This window comes from Mesorhizobium japonicum MAFF 303099 (genome assembly GCF_000009625.1).
Lineage (GTDB): Bacteria > Pseudomonadota > Alphaproteobacteria > Rhizobiales > Rhizobiaceae > Mesorhizobium > Mesorhizobium japonicum.
This window is the reverse complement of record NC_002678.2, coordinates 6,479,356-6,496,035: the sequence shown is the minus strand read 5'-3', so window position 1 is coordinate 6,496,035 and position 16,680 is coordinate 6,479,356. Positions and strand designations below refer to the sequence as shown.

General features: G+C 63.3%; 15 protein-coding genes. 14 read left to right on the top strand and 1 reads right to left on the bottom strand.

Going from position 1 to position 16,680, the window contains the following annotated elements:
- Positions 1-241: 241 nt before the first annotated feature.
- The gene (locus MAFF_RS31940; protein ID WP_010915170.1) at positions 242-2,203 is read left to right on the top strand and encodes an LTA synthase family protein; all 1,962 of its coding nucleotides are present in this window, start codon (positions 242-244) and stop codon (positions 2,201-2,203) included.
- Between the two features lie 42 nt (positions 2,204-2,245).
- On the opposite strand, the gene MAFF_RS31935 is transcribed toward MAFF_RS31940, so the two are convergent.
- A complete protein-coding gene (locus MAFF_RS31935) occupies positions 2,246-3,892 on the bottom strand; it encodes a pilus assembly protein (protein ID WP_010915169.1) in 1,647 nt (548 codons plus the stop codon).
- A gap of 464 nt (positions 3,893-4,356) precedes the next feature.
- On the opposite strand from MAFF_RS31935, the gene rpsF reads away from it, so the two are divergent.
- The 13 genes from rpsF to purF all read left to right on the top strand — a co-directional run bounded on the left by rpsF (position 4,357) and on the right by purF (position 16,669).
- A complete protein-coding gene (gene rpsF / locus MAFF_RS31930; protein ID WP_010915168.1) occupies positions 4,357-4,857 on the top strand; it encodes a 30S ribosomal protein S6 in 501 nt (166 codons plus the stop codon).
- Positions 4,857-5,105, top strand: coding sequence for a 30S ribosomal protein S18 (gene rpsR / locus MAFF_RS31925; protein ID WP_006203718.1), 249 nt, complete (start codon positions 4,857-4,859; stop codon positions 5,103-5,105). The genes rpsF and rpsR overlap by 1 nt, the downstream gene beginning before the upstream one ends.
- Positions 5,106-5,310: 205 nt before the next feature.
- Positions 5,311-5,895: a 50S ribosomal protein L9 gene (gene rplI, locus MAFF_RS31920; protein WP_010915167.1), complete on the top strand. Its 585-nt coding sequence runs from the start codon at positions 5,311-5,313 to the stop codon at positions 5,893-5,895.
- Positions 5,896-6,070: 175 nt separating this feature from the next.
- On the top strand, positions 6,071-7,363 hold the full coding sequence (locus tag MAFF_RS31915; protein ID WP_010915166.1) for an SAM-dependent methyltransferase: 1,293 nt from the start codon (positions 6,071-6,073) through the stop codon (positions 7,361-7,363).
- An 81-nt stretch (positions 7,364-7,444) separates the two neighbouring features.
- Entirely contained in the window at positions 7,445-7,768 is a 324-nt protein-coding gene (locus MAFF_RS31910; RefSeq protein ID WP_010915165.1) for a YnfA family protein, read from the top strand.
- Position 7,769: 1 nt separating this feature from the next.
- The gene (locus MAFF_RS31905) at positions 7,770-8,741 is read left to right on the top strand and encodes a small ribosomal subunit Rsm22 family protein (protein ID WP_010915164.1); all 972 of its coding nucleotides are present in this window, start codon (positions 7,770-7,772) and stop codon (positions 8,739-8,741) included.
- 120 nt (positions 8,742-8,861) lie between these two features.
- Positions 8,862-9,575 (top strand): DUF1428 domain-containing protein, encoded by a 714-nt coding sequence (locus tag MAFF_RS37050; RefSeq protein ID WP_010915163.1) that lies wholly within the window; start codon positions 8,862-8,864, stop codon positions 9,573-9,575.
- A 28-nt stretch (positions 9,576-9,603) separates the two neighbouring features.
- Entirely contained in the window at positions 9,604-9,969 is a 366-nt protein-coding gene (locus MAFF_RS31895) for a YciI family protein (RefSeq protein WP_010915162.1), read from the top strand.
- The gene (locus MAFF_RS31890; protein WP_010915161.1) at positions 9,966-11,219 is read left to right on the top strand and encodes an RNA polymerase sigma factor; all 1,254 of its coding nucleotides are present in this window, start codon (positions 9,966-9,968) and stop codon (positions 11,217-11,219) included. The genes MAFF_RS31895 and MAFF_RS31890 overlap by 4 nt, the downstream gene beginning before the upstream one ends.
- Positions 11,220-11,419: 200 nt before the next feature.
- Positions 11,420-12,910, top strand: coding sequence for a replicative DNA helicase (locus MAFF_RS31885; protein WP_019857258.1), 1,491 nt, complete (start codon positions 11,420-11,422; stop codon positions 12,908-12,910).
- A 66-nt stretch (positions 12,911-12,976) separates the two neighbouring features.
- Positions 12,977-14,380: a DNA repair protein RadA gene (gene radA, locus MAFF_RS31880; protein ID WP_010915159.1), complete on the top strand. Its 1,404-nt coding sequence runs from the start codon at positions 12,977-12,979 to the stop codon at positions 14,378-14,380.
- Between the two features lie 47 nt (positions 14,381-14,427).
- Positions 14,428-15,096 (top strand): CvpA family protein, encoded by a 669-nt coding sequence (locus tag MAFF_RS31875; protein ID WP_010915158.1) that lies wholly within the window; start codon positions 14,428-14,430, stop codon positions 15,094-15,096.
- Positions 15,097-15,199: 103 nt separating this feature from the next.
- Positions 15,200-16,669 carry an amidophosphoribosyltransferase gene (gene purF, locus MAFF_RS31870; RefSeq protein ID WP_032929556.1) on the top strand — a complete coding sequence of 490 codons (1,470 nt, stop codon included), beginning with the start codon at positions 15,200-15,202 and terminating at the stop codon, positions 16,667-16,669.
- Positions 16,670-16,680: the final 11 nt, after the last annotated feature.

Sequence of the window (16,680 nt, the reverse complement as noted above, 5' to 3'; positions counted from 1 at the left end):
GGGCTCCCGAAGACTGGTTTTACTTGGCTGATAACACGAATTTTCCCTGCCTGTGGCGCAAGGCGGGCCGCCAAGTCAAGCCCGGTTCACCCCGGACCCAGCTCCGAACCGTGCGCCGAGTGCCTGTTCCAAAAGGCTTTTTGGCGATCACTCCTGATGAAAACCGCTCACGAATCGTTTGCTGGCTCTTCTTATTTCCGCCACAGGCGCTAGCTTTGCGTGACAATTATATGACAATCGCGTGACTTGGGTTGTCGCTGGGTGGGAAGTGAAAGTGGCAAAGAGTTCGAAACGCGCGGGTAAAGCCGTGCCTCAATTCCTGGAAGACGATCCGTCCACCGGCTATCTGCCGGGCCGGAGATGGCCGGTCGTCCGTTACGGGCTGATAAGCCTGGCGATCTCTGCCATCCTGGTGTTTGCCATCGAACTGATCGTGCGCGGCGACTTTGCCGGCACCGTTTCCTTCTTCCTGCAGCCGCTCAAGCCGGGCTGGACCACCATCGTTGTGTTCGCGCTGATCCTCATCGGTCTCGACGCCTTGCTGGGACGCAGCCATCAGAGCCTGATGATCGTCGCGCCCTTGACGCTGGCGCTGGCCTTTGTCGGCCATCAGAAATCGCATTATCTCGGCGATCCGCTCTACCCGACTGACTTTCTCTACGCTCGCCAGATCTTTGCGCTGCTGCCGCTTCTGGTGCGTGAGCGGCCGATGACCGCGCTCGCCATGGTCACCGGCATCATCGCCGGCCTGTCGCTGCTCGTCTATGGCTGGCGGCTGTGGCGCCGCAAGGTTCCAGCGCTCAGCCACAAGGGCCGCCTTGCCCGGCTGACGCTGGCGGTGCCGCTGCTCGCCTTCTTCGTCTCGATCATGGACTATGCCACCTTCTCCTGGACCAGGGACCGGCTGCAGATCATCCCGATCATGTGGGACCAGAAGGAAAACTACGCCTCCAACGGCTTTGCGCTCGCCTTCGCGCTCAACGTGCCGATGGCGCATGTCTCGGCACCGCCGGGCTATACGGACAAGGCGATCGCGGCGATCGACCGGCCGCAGATGACGGCCTCGGTGCCCGATGAAAAGCCCGACATCATTATCGTCATGAGCGAATCCTTCTGGGATCCGACCAAGCTGCCAGGCGTCACCATCACGCCGGATCCGATTCCCACCGTGCGGGCATTGCGTTCCGGTTCGATGTTCTCGCCTGAATTCGGCGGCATGACCGCCAACATCGAATTCGAGGCGCTGACCGGCTTTTCCAACGCTTTCCTGCCGGCTGGCAGCATCCCCTACCAGCAATATGTGCGCACGCCGACGCCTTCCGTGGCGACCTTCCTGAAAAGCGAAGGCTACAGGGCGCGCGCCATCCATCCCGGCACCAACTGGTTCTGGAACCGTGGCGCGGTCTACGCCGATTTCGGCTTCGACGATTTCAAGTCGGAAGAGACGCTGCCGCCCATGGAAAAGCGCGGACCGCTGGCATCCGACGCGGCGATGACCGACGAGATCATCCGCGAAGCCGGCGCCAGCGACGACCCGGTGTTCTTCTTCGCGGTCAGCCTGCAGAACCATGGCCCCTACGAACCGAACCGTTATTACAACCCGACCCACGCGGTGCAGGCGCCGATCAGCCAATGGGCGCGCGACTCGCTGTTGAGTTATGCGGAAGGTTCAGCCGACGCGGACCGCGGCCTTGAACGTCTGATCGAATGGGCCAAGAAGCGGGAGCGACCGACGATTGTCGCCTTCTTCGGCGACCATCTGCCACCGCTGGGGCCGGTCTATGTCGAAACCGGCTTCCTGAAGGACAATGTCGCGCCGCGCAAGGAGCCGACACCGCAAGCCGCCCTTGACCATCACGAAACGCCACTGATCATCTGGTCGAACCGTTCCGGTCCGGTCGCGGACCTCGGCACGGTGAGCCCGGCATTCCTGCCCTATCATATCCTGACTGCCGCCGGCATCACCCATCCCTACTATACGGGCTTCCTGGGCGAGATGCGGGAACGCTACCGGGTCGTCGACCGCAACCTGCTTCTGACGCCGGCCGGCGCGGCCACGCCCGACTGGTCGCGCCAGAAGGAGATCGACCCGGCGATCCGCGATTTCCAGCTCATCCAGTACGACATGATGTTCGGCAAGCGCCACGCGGCGCCCGACTTCTTCCCCGAGACGGTCGACAAGGTTGTCGCTCACATGAGTTGAGGGGTGATCCTTAGAGGTGCCTGGCTCGCGCGTGATAGGCTGCTAGTTGGTCAGCTGCAGCCTTGAGAACTTGTTGGCGATGTGCTGGAAAACGTCCGGCAATTTGGCCGGATCGTTGACGGCGTAGTAGCCGCTCGGGTCCGAGGCACATGCGCTGTAAAGCGCGCGGTTGGCGGCGGTGTCGGATTGCAGCACCATGGTGTAGATTTGCACGCCCTGGTTCTTCAATTGAGTGCAAACGCTTTTGGTCCAGCCGTCGACATTGCGCGCCGCGGCGGTCTGGTCGTCCGATCCGAAACGGCCACCCGCCAGATAGCCATAGGATGTGTAGTCGGACTTCGTCGGCTGTTCGCTGGCGCCATAGACGACGTTCTCGCCGTCGGTGAGCAACAGCACGATCTTGCTGATGCCGGGCGTCTTCCACGGCGCTCCATCGGTGTAGGGCGCGGCGGGCGACAGCACTCGCATGCCCCATGACAGGCCTTCGGAGACATTGGTGCCCGAACCGTTCCACTCGGTCATCTCGCTTGCTGCCTTGCGCAGCTTGTCGAAATCGTCGGTCAGGGAGACGACGGGGGTCGGGCAGGCGCGGTTCGGGCCGACGGTGATGGGGGAACCCGTCTCGGTGATGAGCGCCTTGGTCGGCGCAACATATTTGGCCACCTTTTCCTTGGCATCCTTGTCGGCCGGTGGCACAGGGTCGGCCAGACTGCTGAGATCGATACCGAGACGGTTGCCTTTCAGCTTGGCGGTCTTGGTCTTGTCGCTGACGTCGTCGAGATAGGAATTGTTGTAGTATTTGGCCGCATTGCCATAGGAGCTAGACGGCTTTTGGGCATCTTCCGGATCGTCCGGCGCGAAATACGGAACGAACAGCGTGTCGGGCTTGTCCGGGTCGGGTGGGGTATCGGAAATGTTGTAAGCGCCCGGCCGCGCCTCGACACAGCCTTTCCACCCGGTGCCGTTCCATCCGGCCTCGGTCCATCCGGTGTCCTTGAGCTGCTTGAAAAGCGCCATATGATTGGGACGCTTGCCGTCGATGACGGGGAAATTGACGCCGTTGGTGGAAGACTTGCCGTCCATGTCGATCCATGACGGGTCGAATTCATCGCCATTGACGTTGACGGCCGTGACGAACGGAACCAGGGAGGCGCGAATCTGGCGCGTCGGCGATTTCGTCGCCTCGAGTGTGTCCAGCAAGGACTTGGTTGCCGTCCTCAACGCCGTCATGCGGGCACCGGCCATCGAGCCGGTATTGTCCAGCACCAGCACGACTTCGAGCTGATTGTCCGATTCGACCGCCGAGGCATCGACGGCGATGTGTCTGTTGTGGCCGAAGAGGAAACCGAAGTTCAAATTGACGTCGGCCGACGCAACCGCCTTGGTCTTGATGAAGTTGACGCCCCTGTCGACGGTCAGCGTCGCCTGCGCGTTGGCAAGTTCGCCATGCCCGGCGATGTTGGCCTGAAAATAGCGATCGAAGGCATCGGTGCGGCTAATGTCGAGGTCGCCGAGATGCGAGGAGGCAAGATTTGCGGCGTCGAGTGCATTCTGCAGGTTGCTCTTGGCCCGCATGACGGTGGACACGTCGACCGCGAAGGCCACGGCCGACAGGATGGCCGGCAGGCCGAGCCCCATCAGCAGCGCGAAATTGCCGCTCTTCGAGCGCCAGAATTTGTTGAGAAGCATCCTTACCCCCGGAAATGCTTGCCCGCTTGATCTGCGCGGATCGCCCGGGCTTTTGCGCCCTCCCTGATGAATCGACCGTTGACGGCGAGGGCTCAACCTGTACAACCTGACATTGTGGTTAAGGGCGGCTTGCCGGATATCGCCAGGCTATTCCGGCGCTGTCGCCTGATTTTCCGGCGACCTGCGACATCGGGAACGCCGCTTGCCCTTGCCTTATCGCCGGATTGCTGTATAGACGCCGCCAATCTGCCGGTCCCAGCTGGGGGCTGAACGGAGGGCCGGAGGTTTTATCAAAGCCTTCGTGTGACGCCAGAAGTGCTTCCGCCTCCCGTGTCTCCGCTCTCGACCGTCTCGTCATGCTCCTTTCTTCCCCGCCCCTTAACCGGGACCAGCGGGTCAGAGAAGTTGCAGAGGCTTTTGCCGCCGGGAACCGGGAGAGAAACGAAGAAAGGCACGAAGACATAATGGCTCTTTACGAACATGTGTTTCTTGCCCGGCAGGACCTCTCGCAGCAGCAGGTCGATGCGCTTGTCGAACAGTACAAGGGCGTCATCTCCGCGAATGGCGGGTCCGTCGGCCGGGTCGAGAACTGGGGACTGAAGTCCCTCACCTACCGGGTCAACAAGAACCGGAAGGCCTACTACACGCTCATGGACCTCAACTGCCCGCCGGCAGCGCTCAACGAAATGGAGCGCCAGATGGGTCTGTCCGAGGACGTCCTGCGTTTCCTGACCATCAAGGTCGAGGCGCATGAGGAAGGTCCGTCGGCCATGATGCAAAAGCGCGAAGAGCGCTCCGAGCGCGGCAGCTTCGGCGACCGCGACCGTGGCGATCGTGGCCCGCGTTCGTTCGGCGACCGCGATCGCGGCGACCGTGGCGATCGTCCGCCGCGTTCGTTCGGCGACGCCGGTGGCGATCGTGGTCCGCGCCGTCCGCGCGAAGGCTTTGAAGGGGGTGCAGAATAATGGTCGACATCAACCAGATCCCGACCCGGCGCCCGTTCCATCGTCGCCGCAAGACCTGCCCGTTCTCCGGCGCCAACGCGCCCAAGATCGACTACAAGGACGTGCGTCTGCTGCAGCGCTACATTTCGGAGCGCGGCAAGATCGTGCCGTCGCGCATCACCGCCGTCAGCCAGAAGAAGCAGCGTGAACTCGCCAAGGCGATCAAGCGCGCCCGCTTCCTCGGCCTGCTGCCCTACGTGGTCCGCTAATTCTCCAGAACGGGCGGTTCGCCGCCCGTTCCTTTTACCGGCCATGACGGGCATGACCGGTTCAGCCGTCAAATCCCGAGTTGAGGTCAAAGACCTCTAACTGCCGCGACAGGCAGGACAGCGACACCGGCGCTCAAGGCGCTCAAGCTTCCTGACCTGTTCCAGAGAATTCGGCGTCTACGCCTAACCTTAAAGGAACAAAACCATGGAAGTCATTCTTCTCGAACGCGTTTCCCGCCTCGGCCAGATGGGCGATACCGTCAAGGTCAAGGACGGCTTTGCCCGTAATTTCCTGCTGCCGCAGGGCAAGGCGCTGCGCGCCAACGAAGCCAACAAGAAGAAGTTCGAAGGCCAGCGCGCCCAGCTCGAAGCCCGCAATCTCGAGCGCAAGTCGGAAGCCAGCCAGGTTGCCGAAAAGCTCGACGGCAAGAGCTTCATCGCCGTGCGCTCCGCCGGTGAAACCGGCCAGCTCTACGGTTCGGTGTCGACGCGCGACATCGCCGAGTTGCTGACGGCGGAAGGTTTTTCGGTCAACCGCAACCAGATCCTGCTCAACCAGCCGATCAAGACCATCGGCCTGACCAATGTGGCGATCGCGCTGCATCCGGAAGTCGAGGTCACCGTCACGCTCAACATCGCCCGCACGGCCGACGAAGCCGAGCGCCAGGCCAAGGGCGAAACGCTGACCACCGCCGAAGCCATCTATGGCGACGACATCAACGACAATGCGCGTCCGGAAAACTTCTTCGATCCGAATGCCGAATTCGACGGCGGCGAAGACAACGCCTGATCGCGCAAGACGGGCGTCGGAGCAGCGCTCCGATCACTTTGTCGTAATCCCACCTTTGTGGACCAATGCCCGGGCCTCTCGCCCGGGCATTTTTATGCCAAAAGGAACTTTTCGAACCCCTATATATTGTTGCAGAATTAAGGCAGCCAGTCTGACCGTGAGGGGACATTTGGTTATGAACATTCTGCTGAAGCGCGTTCTCGACCGCCTGGTGCGCACGGGCAATCTCAAGGTAACTGGGCCAAAAGGCTCGACAGTCATCTTCGGCGACGGCAGTGGCGAGCCGGTGCACATGCACATCAAGACCCGGCATGCCGAACGCGCCATCACCTTCGATCCGATGTTGGCGGTGCCTGAATCCTACATGGACGGCGAGCTCGACATTCTCGAAGGTGGCGTGCTCGGCCTGATGCGCATCGCCTTCCAGAACATGGGCAGCGGTGGCATCGACGCGACCTGGTCGAAAGCCATCGAAGGCCTGCGCCACGCCTTCCGCCGCCTGCAGCAGATCAACACCACCTCGCGCTCGCGCCGCAACGTGCAGCGCCACTACGATCTGTCGGGCGATCTCTACCGGCTCTTCCTCGACGAGGACATGCAGTATTCCTGCGCCTATTTTGAACAGCCTGATATGACGCTGGACGAGGCGCAGGCTGCCAAGAAGCGCCATATCGCCGCCAAGCTCAGGCTGAAGGCCGGCCAGACGGTGCTCGACATCGGCTCCGGCTGGGGCGGGCTCGGCCTCTATCTGGCCAAGGCGTTCGACGTCGACGTCCAGGGCGTGACGCTGTCGACCGAACAGCATGGCGTGGCCACAGACCGGGCGCATGCGCAAGGCCTGGAAAGCCACGTCCATTTCGAGCTGAAGGATTATCGCGAACTCAACGAACGCTTCGACCGCATCGTTTCGGTCGGCATGTTCGAACATGTCGGCGTCAACCACTTCCGTACCTTCTTCGACAAGGCGGCGACATTGCTGAAGCCTGACGGCGTCATGCTGCTGCACACGATCGGCCGCTCAGGCGTGCCGTGGGCGACCAGCGCCTTCATCCGCAAGTATATTTTCCCGGGCGGCTACATACCCGCAATGTCGGAAGTGCTGCCAGCGATCGAGAAGTCCGGCCTCGTGGTCACCGACGTCGAGATCCTGCGGCTTCACTATGCCGACACGCTGAAGCACTGGGGCCAGCGCTTCGCCGCCAATCGCGACAAGGCCAAGGCCATCTACGACGAACGCTTCTGCCGCATGTGGGAATTCTATCTGGCCGCTTCGGAAGCTGCCTTCCGCTGGCAGGACCTAGTCATCTTCCAGTTCCAGATTGCCAAGAAGAACGACACGCTGCCGATGACCCGCGACTATATGGCCAAATGCGAAAAGGCCTTGGAAATGCGCGACATGGGCCGCCGCGAAGCGGCTCCCGTCGAGAAGCCCGTCAAGCCCGCCCGCCGCCGCAAGGTGGCGGAGTAGACACGCCGTTCGCCATTGGCGCTTGCCAATCCCGGCCCCTGCCCTGAAAAAGGCCTCGTGATCGTCGCGAGGCCTTTTTTCATGACTTATCTCTTCTATACCGCCGCGGCGCTCGCCGAGATCGCCGGCTGTTTTTCGGTATGGGCCTGGTGGCGGCTGGAAAGATCGCCCTTGTGGCTGGCGCCAGGCTTCGTCTCGCTGCTTTTGTTCGCCTGGCTTCTCGCGCTGGTCGACACCAATGCGGCGGGCCGCGCCTATGCAGCTTATGGCGGCATCTACATCGCTGCCTCGCTTGCCTGGCTGTGGCTGGTGGAAGGCGTGCGGCCCGACCGCTGGGATCTTGCTGGCGCCGCGCTCTGCATAGCGGGCGCTTCGCTCATCCTGCTCGCACCGCGAGGAGCATAGCGTGGAACTGCCGGCCCCCCTTCGACAAGCCGTCGATCGCATCCTGGAAAAAATTCCGCTGCCTGAGCTCAAGCAGGCGGCGAAAACCCTGTCGGACCGCTACCGCGCCGAACTGCGCGACGGCCGTCTGCACATGGCACAGGACATGGCGGTCAAGGCCTATCTGGCAACGCGGCTACCGGCGACCTATGCCGCGGTCCGTGCCAGCCTCGACGCGCTGAACGCGGCCCGGCCGGATTTCGCGCCGAAAACCTTGCTCGATGTCGGCGCCGGTCCTGGCACGGTGCTTTGGGCCACCAACGGTCTCTGGCCTGATCTCGAACAGGCGATCTTGCTGGAGGCGAGTGCGGCGGTGCGCAAGGTCGGCGAGACGCTCGCCGCCGACGCCATCACAGCCCGAACCGTCTGGCGGGCCAGCGATGTCACAATGGACCTTGCCGACCTTCAGCCGGCAGACCTCGTCACCTGCGCCTATGTGCTGGACGAGATCGTGCCGGCATCGCTGCCCAAGATGGTCGACCGGTTGTGGCAGCTGACGACAGACACGCTGCTGATCGTCGAGCCGGGCACGCCGGCGGGCTGGCAGCGCATTTTGGCGGTGCGCGCGCAGTTGATCGCCGCCGGGGCGCATCTGCTGGCGCCTTGTCCGCACGAGGCGCCCTGCCCGCTTACCCCACCCGACTGGTGCCACTTTTCCCGCCGCGTCGCCCGCTCGCGCCTGCACCGGCTGGCCAAGGATGCTGATGTGCCGTGGGAAGACGAGAAGTTCATCTTTGTCGCCGCGTCGCGCCAGCCGGCCGCCTCCCATGCCGCGCGGGTCATCGCACCGCCGAAATCCGGTTCGGGCAAGGTTCTGCTCAAGCTTTGCCAGGAAGACGGCACGGCCACGGAGCAACTCTTCACCAAGCGTGACGGCGCGGACTTCAAGTTGGCCCGGCGGCTGGACTGGGGCGACAGGCTGGCGTCCGAATAGAGCGCAACGGCATCCAGACGGCGCCGGCCAAGAAAAATTTGGGGGCGATGTCGAATCCAAGCTGCGCCGTTCGACCATTGGCGTTCTCGGACCTTCCGGGACGCCAACAGGAGAAGGACAATGAACTATATCGCAGGATTTGTCGCCGCCGTCCCCGCCGCCAGCAAGGAAGCCTATCGCAGGCATGTCACCGAGGCGGCATCGGTGCTGAAGGAATTCGGCACGACCCGGATGGTCGAAGCCTGGGGTGACGACGTGCCCGGCGGCAAGACCACCGACTTCAAGCGCGCCGTGAAGGCAACGTCGGACGAGGTCGTCATCTTTTCGTGGCACGAATATCCCGACAAGGCAGCAGCGGACGCCGCCTACCACACGATGATGAGCGATCCGCGTCTGGCGAAGATCGTCGCAACCATGCCCTTCGACGGCCAGCGCATGATGACAGGCGGCTTCGCATCGATCATCGACGAGGGAATTTCCGGCAAGCCCGGCTATATTGACGGCTCGCTGGTGCCGGTTCCCATCGCCAACAAGGCCGCCTACCTGGCCGTGGCGTCAAAGCATGCCGCCGTGATCAAGGAATTCGGCGCCACCCGCATCGTCGAAGCCTGGGGCGAAGACATCTCCGACGGCGAGGTCACCGACTACAGGACAGCGGTGAAGGCGACGGACGGGGAAGCCATCGTCTACTCCTGGGTGGAATGGCCGTCGAAGCAGGTTCGTGACGAAGGCTGGAAGAAGGTGATTTCCGATCCGCGCATGTATGCCGACATCAAGCCCTATGACAACGGACGAAGGGTCCATGGCGGCTTCGCGCCGATCCTCGACGCCTGACCGCGCAAATCAAGACCAGGAAACCATCATGCGCTATGCCTGTCTCATCTACTATCACCCTCAGACACTGTTCGGGGGAAGTCCGCAGGCCGATGCCGCGCTTGCCGAGTGCGCCGGATATGACGAGGTGCTCAAGGCCAGCGGCCATTTCGTCACCGCCGAAGCCCTGGTGCTGCCGGAAGAAGCGATGACCTTGCAGGTCCGCGACGGCAAGATGTCGACGGTCGACGGCCCGTTCATCGAGACCAAGGAGGTCCTGGGCGGGATCATCGTCATCGAGGCCCGTGACCTCAACGAGGCCGTGCGGGTGGCAAGCGGACATCCATTGGCCACGATCGGGCACATCGAAGTCCGTCCGGTCGTCGACTTCAGCCAGCCCCGGCCGGTACTGTGAGCGCCGCCAGCACGCATGCCTGCCTGGCGACGGTGTATCGCACCGAGGGACGGCGCGTGCTGGCGACCTTGATCCGCCTGCTCGGCGGGTTCGACGCGGCGGAGGAGGCCTTGCATGAGGCCTTCGCCGCCGCCGCCGAGCGGTGGCCGCGCCAAGGCCTGCCGGCCAATCCCTATTCCTGGCTGGTCTCGGCCGGCCGCTTCAGAACCATCGATCGCTGGCGCCGGGAAGCGCGGCTGGCCGGCACTTTGCCGGAACTGTTGGCCTTGAGCGAACAGATAGCGGAACCGATCACGCCTGAAGACATAGCGGACGATCAACTGCGGCTCATCTTCGTCTGCTGCCATCCGGCACTGGCGCCGGACGCACGCATTGCCTTGACGCTGCGCGAGGTGGGCGGCTTGACTACCGAAGAGATTGCCCGCGCCTATCTGACGCCGGCGCCGACCATTGCCCAGCGCATCGTGCGGGCCAAGGCAAGGATCCGCGACGAGGCCATCCCCTACGAAGTGCCCGACCGCAGCGCGTTGCCGGCACGCCTCGAAAGTGCGCTGCAGGTGATCTACCTGATCTTCAACGAGGGTTACGCGGCAACGCAGGGACCAAGCCTGACGCGGGCGGATCTGTGCGCAGAGGCGATCCGCCTCGGCCGACTGGTGGTGGATTTGCTCGACCAGCCCGAAGCACACGGGCTGCTGGCGTTGATGCTGTTGCATGAGGCAAGGCGCGCGACGCGGGTCGATGCCAATGGCGACATCGTCCTGCTTGAGGATCAGGACCGGTCGCTGTGGGACGGCGGGCTGATAAGCGAAGCCAACGGCCTCATTGGGCGGGCGCTCGCTTCACGACGGGTTGGACCCTACATCCTCCAGGCGGCCATTGCCTCCATCCACGCGGAAGCGGCGGGTACGGTGGACACCGACTGGACCCAGATCGTTGCACTTTATGACGTGCTGAGGCGCGTCGCCCCCTCCCCGGTGGTCACGCTGAACCGTGCCGCCGCCCTTGGCATGCGCGACGGGCCGCAAGCCGGTCTGACGGCGATCGAAGCGGCACTGGAACAGGGTGGCCTCGACGGCTACCATCTGGCGCACGCGGCGCGCGCCGACATGTTGCGCAGACTAGGCCTGACTGAAGCCGCACGCGCCTCTTACCAGCAGGCGCTGGACCTGACCCGCCAGCCGGCAGAACGACGTTTCCTAAAGACTCGTCTCGATCAACTCGCCGAACATCGCACCCTGCGCGACTAGACTCGTCCGACCTTGCGGCAGTGTATTTTCCTGTTTTGTTCCTGATGCGGATTCGCTACGGTTAGCCGCCTGATTCGAGTCAATCGGGATTCTTTCCACCGATTTTTTTGTGCTGTGAACAAGCAGGAGAGGACGACGAATCTTCACCCGCCCTTAACGTGGTCTGCTACGGCAAGGTGGGTTTTGAAATCGGGGATATCATGGCAGAGGCAGCGCGGAAATTCGGTGTGGCGGAGCAACCGCTCTATCGCGAGGCACCGAACAATATCGAGGCCGAGCAGGCGCTGCTCGGCGCGATCCTCGTCAACAACGATGCCTTCTACCGCGTCTCCGACTTCCTGAAGCCGGGCCATTTCTACGAACCCCTGCATCGCAGGATCTTCGAGATCGCGGCCGAGCTCATCCGTATGGGCAAGGTGGCGACGCCGATCACCTTGAAGACCTTCCTGCCGGCCGACGAAAAGGTCGGCGACATGACGGTGGCGCAATATATCGTGCGCCTGGCGGTCGAAGCCGTCACCGTCGTCAACGCCACCGACTATGGCCGCGCCATCTACGACCTTGCCACGCGCCGCGCGCTGATCACCGTCGGCGAGGACATGGTCAACATCGCCTATGACGCGCCGGTCGACATGTCGCCCTCCGAGCAGATCGAGGACGCAGAACGCCGGCTGTTCGAACTGGCCGAAACCGGCCGCTACGATGGTGGCTTCGAGAGCTTCACCGACGCGGTCAAGACCGCTGTCGACATGGCCAACGCCGCCTATATGCGCGACGGCCACCTGTCGGGTCTTGCCACCGGCATGCGCGATCTCGACCGCCGCATGGGCGGCCTGCAATCGTCCGATCTGATCGTGCTTGCCGGACGCCCGGGCATGGGCAAGACGTCGCTCGCCACCAACATCGCCTTCAACATCGCCGAAGCCTACGTGCCAGCGCAGCAGGCCGACGGTTCGTTCAAGGCGGCCAATGGCGGCGTCGTCGGCTTCTTTTCGCTCGAAATGTCGTCCGAACAGCTAGCGACCCGTATCATTTCCGAGCAGACGGAAATCTCGTCGTCAAAAATCCGCCGCGGCGAAATCAGCGAAATGGACTTCGAAAAGCTGGTCGCCTGTTCGCAGACCATGCAGAAGATCCCGCTTTTCATCGACCAGACCGGCGGTATTTCCATTGCGCAGCTGTCCGCCCGCGCGCGTCGCCTGAAGCGCCAGCGCGGCCTCGACCTGATCGTCATCGACTATATCCAACTGATGCAGGGTTCATCCGCCAGGGCTTCGCAGAACCGCGTGCAGGAAATCACCGAGATCACCACAGGCCTGAAGGCGCTGGCCAAGGAGCTCGCCGTGCCGATCATCGCGCTGTCGCAGCTGTCGCGTCAGGTCGAAAGCCGCGAAGACAAACGCCCGCAACTCTCCGACTTGCGTGAATCCGGTTCGATCGAGCAGGACGCCGACGTCGTGATGTTCGTCTACCGCGAAGAGTATTATCTCAAGAACCGCGAGCCCAAGCTTGGCACCGAGGAATACGTCAAGTGGGAAAACGAGATGAACGAGATGCGCGGCAAGGCCGAGGTCATCGTCGCCAAGCAGCGCCACGGCCCGACGGGCTCGGTAACGCTCGCCTTCCACGGCGAATTCACCCGCTTCTCCGATCTGGCGGAAGAGCATCATATTGCGGAGAGGTTTGAGTGACCTTTTGAGACAGGCCTCGACCCTTCCAGCACCTTTGTGCGCGTATCTGACGGCAGGCCACGCCTGATGGCCAAATCGCGCGTCCAGTTCATCTGCCAGAATTGCGGTTCGGTGCATCAGCGCTGGGCCGGCAAATGCGATGCCTGCGGCGAATGGAACACGCTGGTCGAGGAAGGCACCTCCGGTGGCATCGGCTCGGGGCCAGCCAATATGCGCAACGCCCGCAAGGGCCGCGCGGTGGTGCTGACCACGCTTTCCGGCGACATCGAGGACGCGCCGCGCATCATTTCGGGTATTGGCGAACTGGATCGCGCCACCGGTGGCGGCTTCGTGCGCGGCTCCGCACTTCTGGTCGGCGGCGATCCCGGCATCGGCAAGTCGACGCTGCTCACCCAGGCCGCCGCCGCGCTGGCGTCGCGAGGCCACCGTATCGTCTATGTCTCGGGCGAAGAAGCCGTCGCGCAGATCAGGCTGAGGGCGCAGCGGCTCGGCGTCGCCGACTCACCAGTCGAACTGGCGGCCGAGACCAATGTCGAGGACATCCTTGCCACGATCGCCGACGGCAAGCGGCCGGACCTGGTCATTCTCGATTCCATCCAGACGCTGTGGACCGACCTTGCCGATTCGGCGCCAGGTACAGTCACCCAGGTGCGCGCCGCCGCCCAGGCGATGATCCGCTATGCGAAATCCACGGGTGCCGCGATCGTGCTGGTCGGCCATGTCACCAAGGAAGGCCAGATCGCCGGCCCGCGCGTGGTCGAGCACATGGTCGACGGCGTTCTCTATTTCGAGGGCGAAGGCGGCCATCACTACCGCATCCTGCGCACGGTGAAGAACCGCTTCGGGCCGACCGACGAGATCGGCGTCTTCGAAATGTCGGACAAGGGTTTGCGCGAGGTCTCCAACCCCTCGGAGCTGTTTCTCGGCGAGCGGCATGCCAAGTCGCCGGGTGCCGCCGTTTTCGCCGGCATGGAAGGCACAAGGCCCGTTCTGGTCGAGATCCAGGCGTTGGTGGCACAATCCTCGCTCGGCACGCCGCGCCGGGCAGTGGTCGGCTGGGACGGTGCGCGACTATCGATGGTCCTGGCGGTGCTGGAGGCGCATTGCGGCGTTCGATTCGGCCAGCACGACGTCTATCTCAACGTCGCCGGCGGCTACCGCATCAGCGAGCCGGCGGCCGATCTCGCGGTCGCCGCCGCACTGGTTTCCTCGCTCACCGGTCTTGCCCTTCCCGCCGATTGCGTCTATTTCGGCGAAATCAGCCTGTCGGGTGCCGTGAGGCCGGTCGCGCATGCGCAGCAACGCCTCAAGGAAGCCGAAAAGCTGGGTTTTGGTAGTGCGGTTCTGCCCTTGGGCAGCGAGGAACTTGCCGGAGGGATCGGGGCCGGTGCTTTCCAGCCCACCGAGCTTGCCGACCTCGTGGCGCGCATAGCCGGCTCACGTCGAAGCCGCGTGGACGAAGAAGAATGACGCGGCTCGCCGAGCCGTGAAAAAAGAATCGGAGTGGGGCGAAAGACATGCCGATTACGCTGCTTGACGGAATCCTGGTCGGCTTCACCCTGGTCTCGGCGATGCTCGCCATGGTTCGCGGCTTTTCGCGCGAGGTCCTGTCGGTCGTCTCGTGGGCGGCGGCGGCGGCGGCGGCTTTCTTCTTCTACAAGCCGGTCCTGCCCTATCTGAAGCCTTACATCGAGAATGAAAAGATTGCCATGGCGGCCTCCGCCGGCGTCGTCTTCATCATCGCGCTGATCGTCGTCTCGGTCATCACCATGAAGCTCGCCGACTGGATCATCGATTCGCGCATCGGCGCGCTCGACCGCACGCTCGGTTTCCTCTACGGCGCCGCGCGCGGCATCCTGGTCGTCGCGGTGGCGCTTTTGTTCTTCAACTGGCTGGCCGGCGCCAAGGCCCCGGCCTGGGTGACGGACGCCAAATCACGGCCATTGCTGGAATCGATCGGCGCCAAGATCGAGAACCTGCTGCCCGCCGACACCGAAAACGCAATCCTCAAGAAGCTCAGCCCGAAATCGGGTGGCGAGACTCCGGCCGCTCCGGATGCGCCAGCGGCGGATGTGCCGGCAACAGGTGACGATGCCAATGCGCCGGCCCCGGACGACAATGACGCTGGCCCGGCGGACAACACAGCCAAGCCAGCACCGGCCGCACCAGCAGCGCCGGCAAACTGACCCCCAAAAGGGCGTCTGAACAGACGATGGTGTGAACGACTGCATGGCGCGCGTTGCTTTCGACGCGAACCCGCATTATATGGCGATTTTAGCGGAGCTTAAGATGGCAGACGCAGACGACGTGCTTTCCGCCGAGGCCGACGACCATTTCCACGACGAATGCGGCGTTTTCGGCATTTTCGGCCGGCAGGACGCAGCGGCCATCGTCACACTCGGCCTGCATGCGCTGCAGCATCGCGGCCAGGAAGCGGCCGGCATCGTTTCCTATGACGGCAGCCAGTTCCATGTCGAACGCCATGTCGGCCTGATCGGCGACACTTTCACCAAGCAGCGCGTTATCGACAGCCTGCAAGGCAACCGCGCCATCGGCCATACGCGCTACGCCACGACGGGCGGCGCCGGCATGCGCAACATCCAGCCCTTCTTCGCCGAGCTCGCCGATGGCGGCTTTGCCGTCGCCCATAATGGCAATCTGACCAACGCCATGACGGTGCAGCGCGCGCTGCAGAAGCAGGGCGCGATCTTCTCCTCGACCTCCGACACCGAGACGCTCCTGCATCTGGTTGCGACCAGCAAGGAACGCGACCTCAACTCACGCTTCATCGACGCCGTGCGGCAGGTCGAAGGTGCCTTCTCGCTGGTGGCGATGACGGCCAAGAAGATGATCGGCTGCCGCGATCCGCTCGGCATCCGGCCGCTGGTGCTCGGCGACCTCGACGGCGCTTGGATTCTCGCTTCCGAGACCTGCGCGCTCGACATTATCGGCGCGCGTTTCGTGCGCGACCTGAAACCCGGCGAGATGGTCGTCGTCACCTCCAAGGGCATTGAAAGCCTGTTCCCGTTCGAACCGCAGAAGACCCGCTTCTGCATCTTTGAATATGTCTATTTCGCCCGGCCGGATTCTTCGGTCGAAGGCCGCAACGTCTACGAGGTGCGCAAGCGCATCGGCGCCGAATTGGCACAGGAAAACCCGGTCGAGGCCGACATCGTCGTGCCGGTGCCGGATTCGGGCACCCCGGCGGCGATCGGCTTCAGCCAGGCGGCCGGCATTCCCTTCGAGCTCGGCATCATCCGCAACCACTATGTCGGCCGTACCTTCATCCAGCCCGGCGATTCGATCCGCCACATGGGCGTCAAGCTGAAGCACAACGCCAACCGCCGCATGATCGAGGGCAAGCGCGTCGTGCTGGTCGACGATTCGATCGTGCGCGGCACCACCAGCCAGAAGATCGTGCAGATGGTGCGCGATGCCGGCGCCCGGGAGGTGCATATGCGCATCGCTTCGCCGCCGACCAGCGCCTCCTGCTTCTACGGCGTTGACACGCCGGAGAAATCGAAACTGCTGGCGTCGCGCATGTCGGTGGAAGAGATGGCCGAGTTCATCCGTGTCGATTCGCTCGGCTTCCTTTCCATCAACGGCCTCTACCGCGCCGTCGGCGAGGCCGGCCGCAACGATGAGCAACCGCAATTCTGCGACGCCTGCTTCACCGGCCAGTATCCGACCCGCCTGCTCGACTTCGAAGGCCACGACAATGTGCGCACGCTGTCGCTGCTGGCGAACAGTGGGGCGTAAGCCAGACCTTA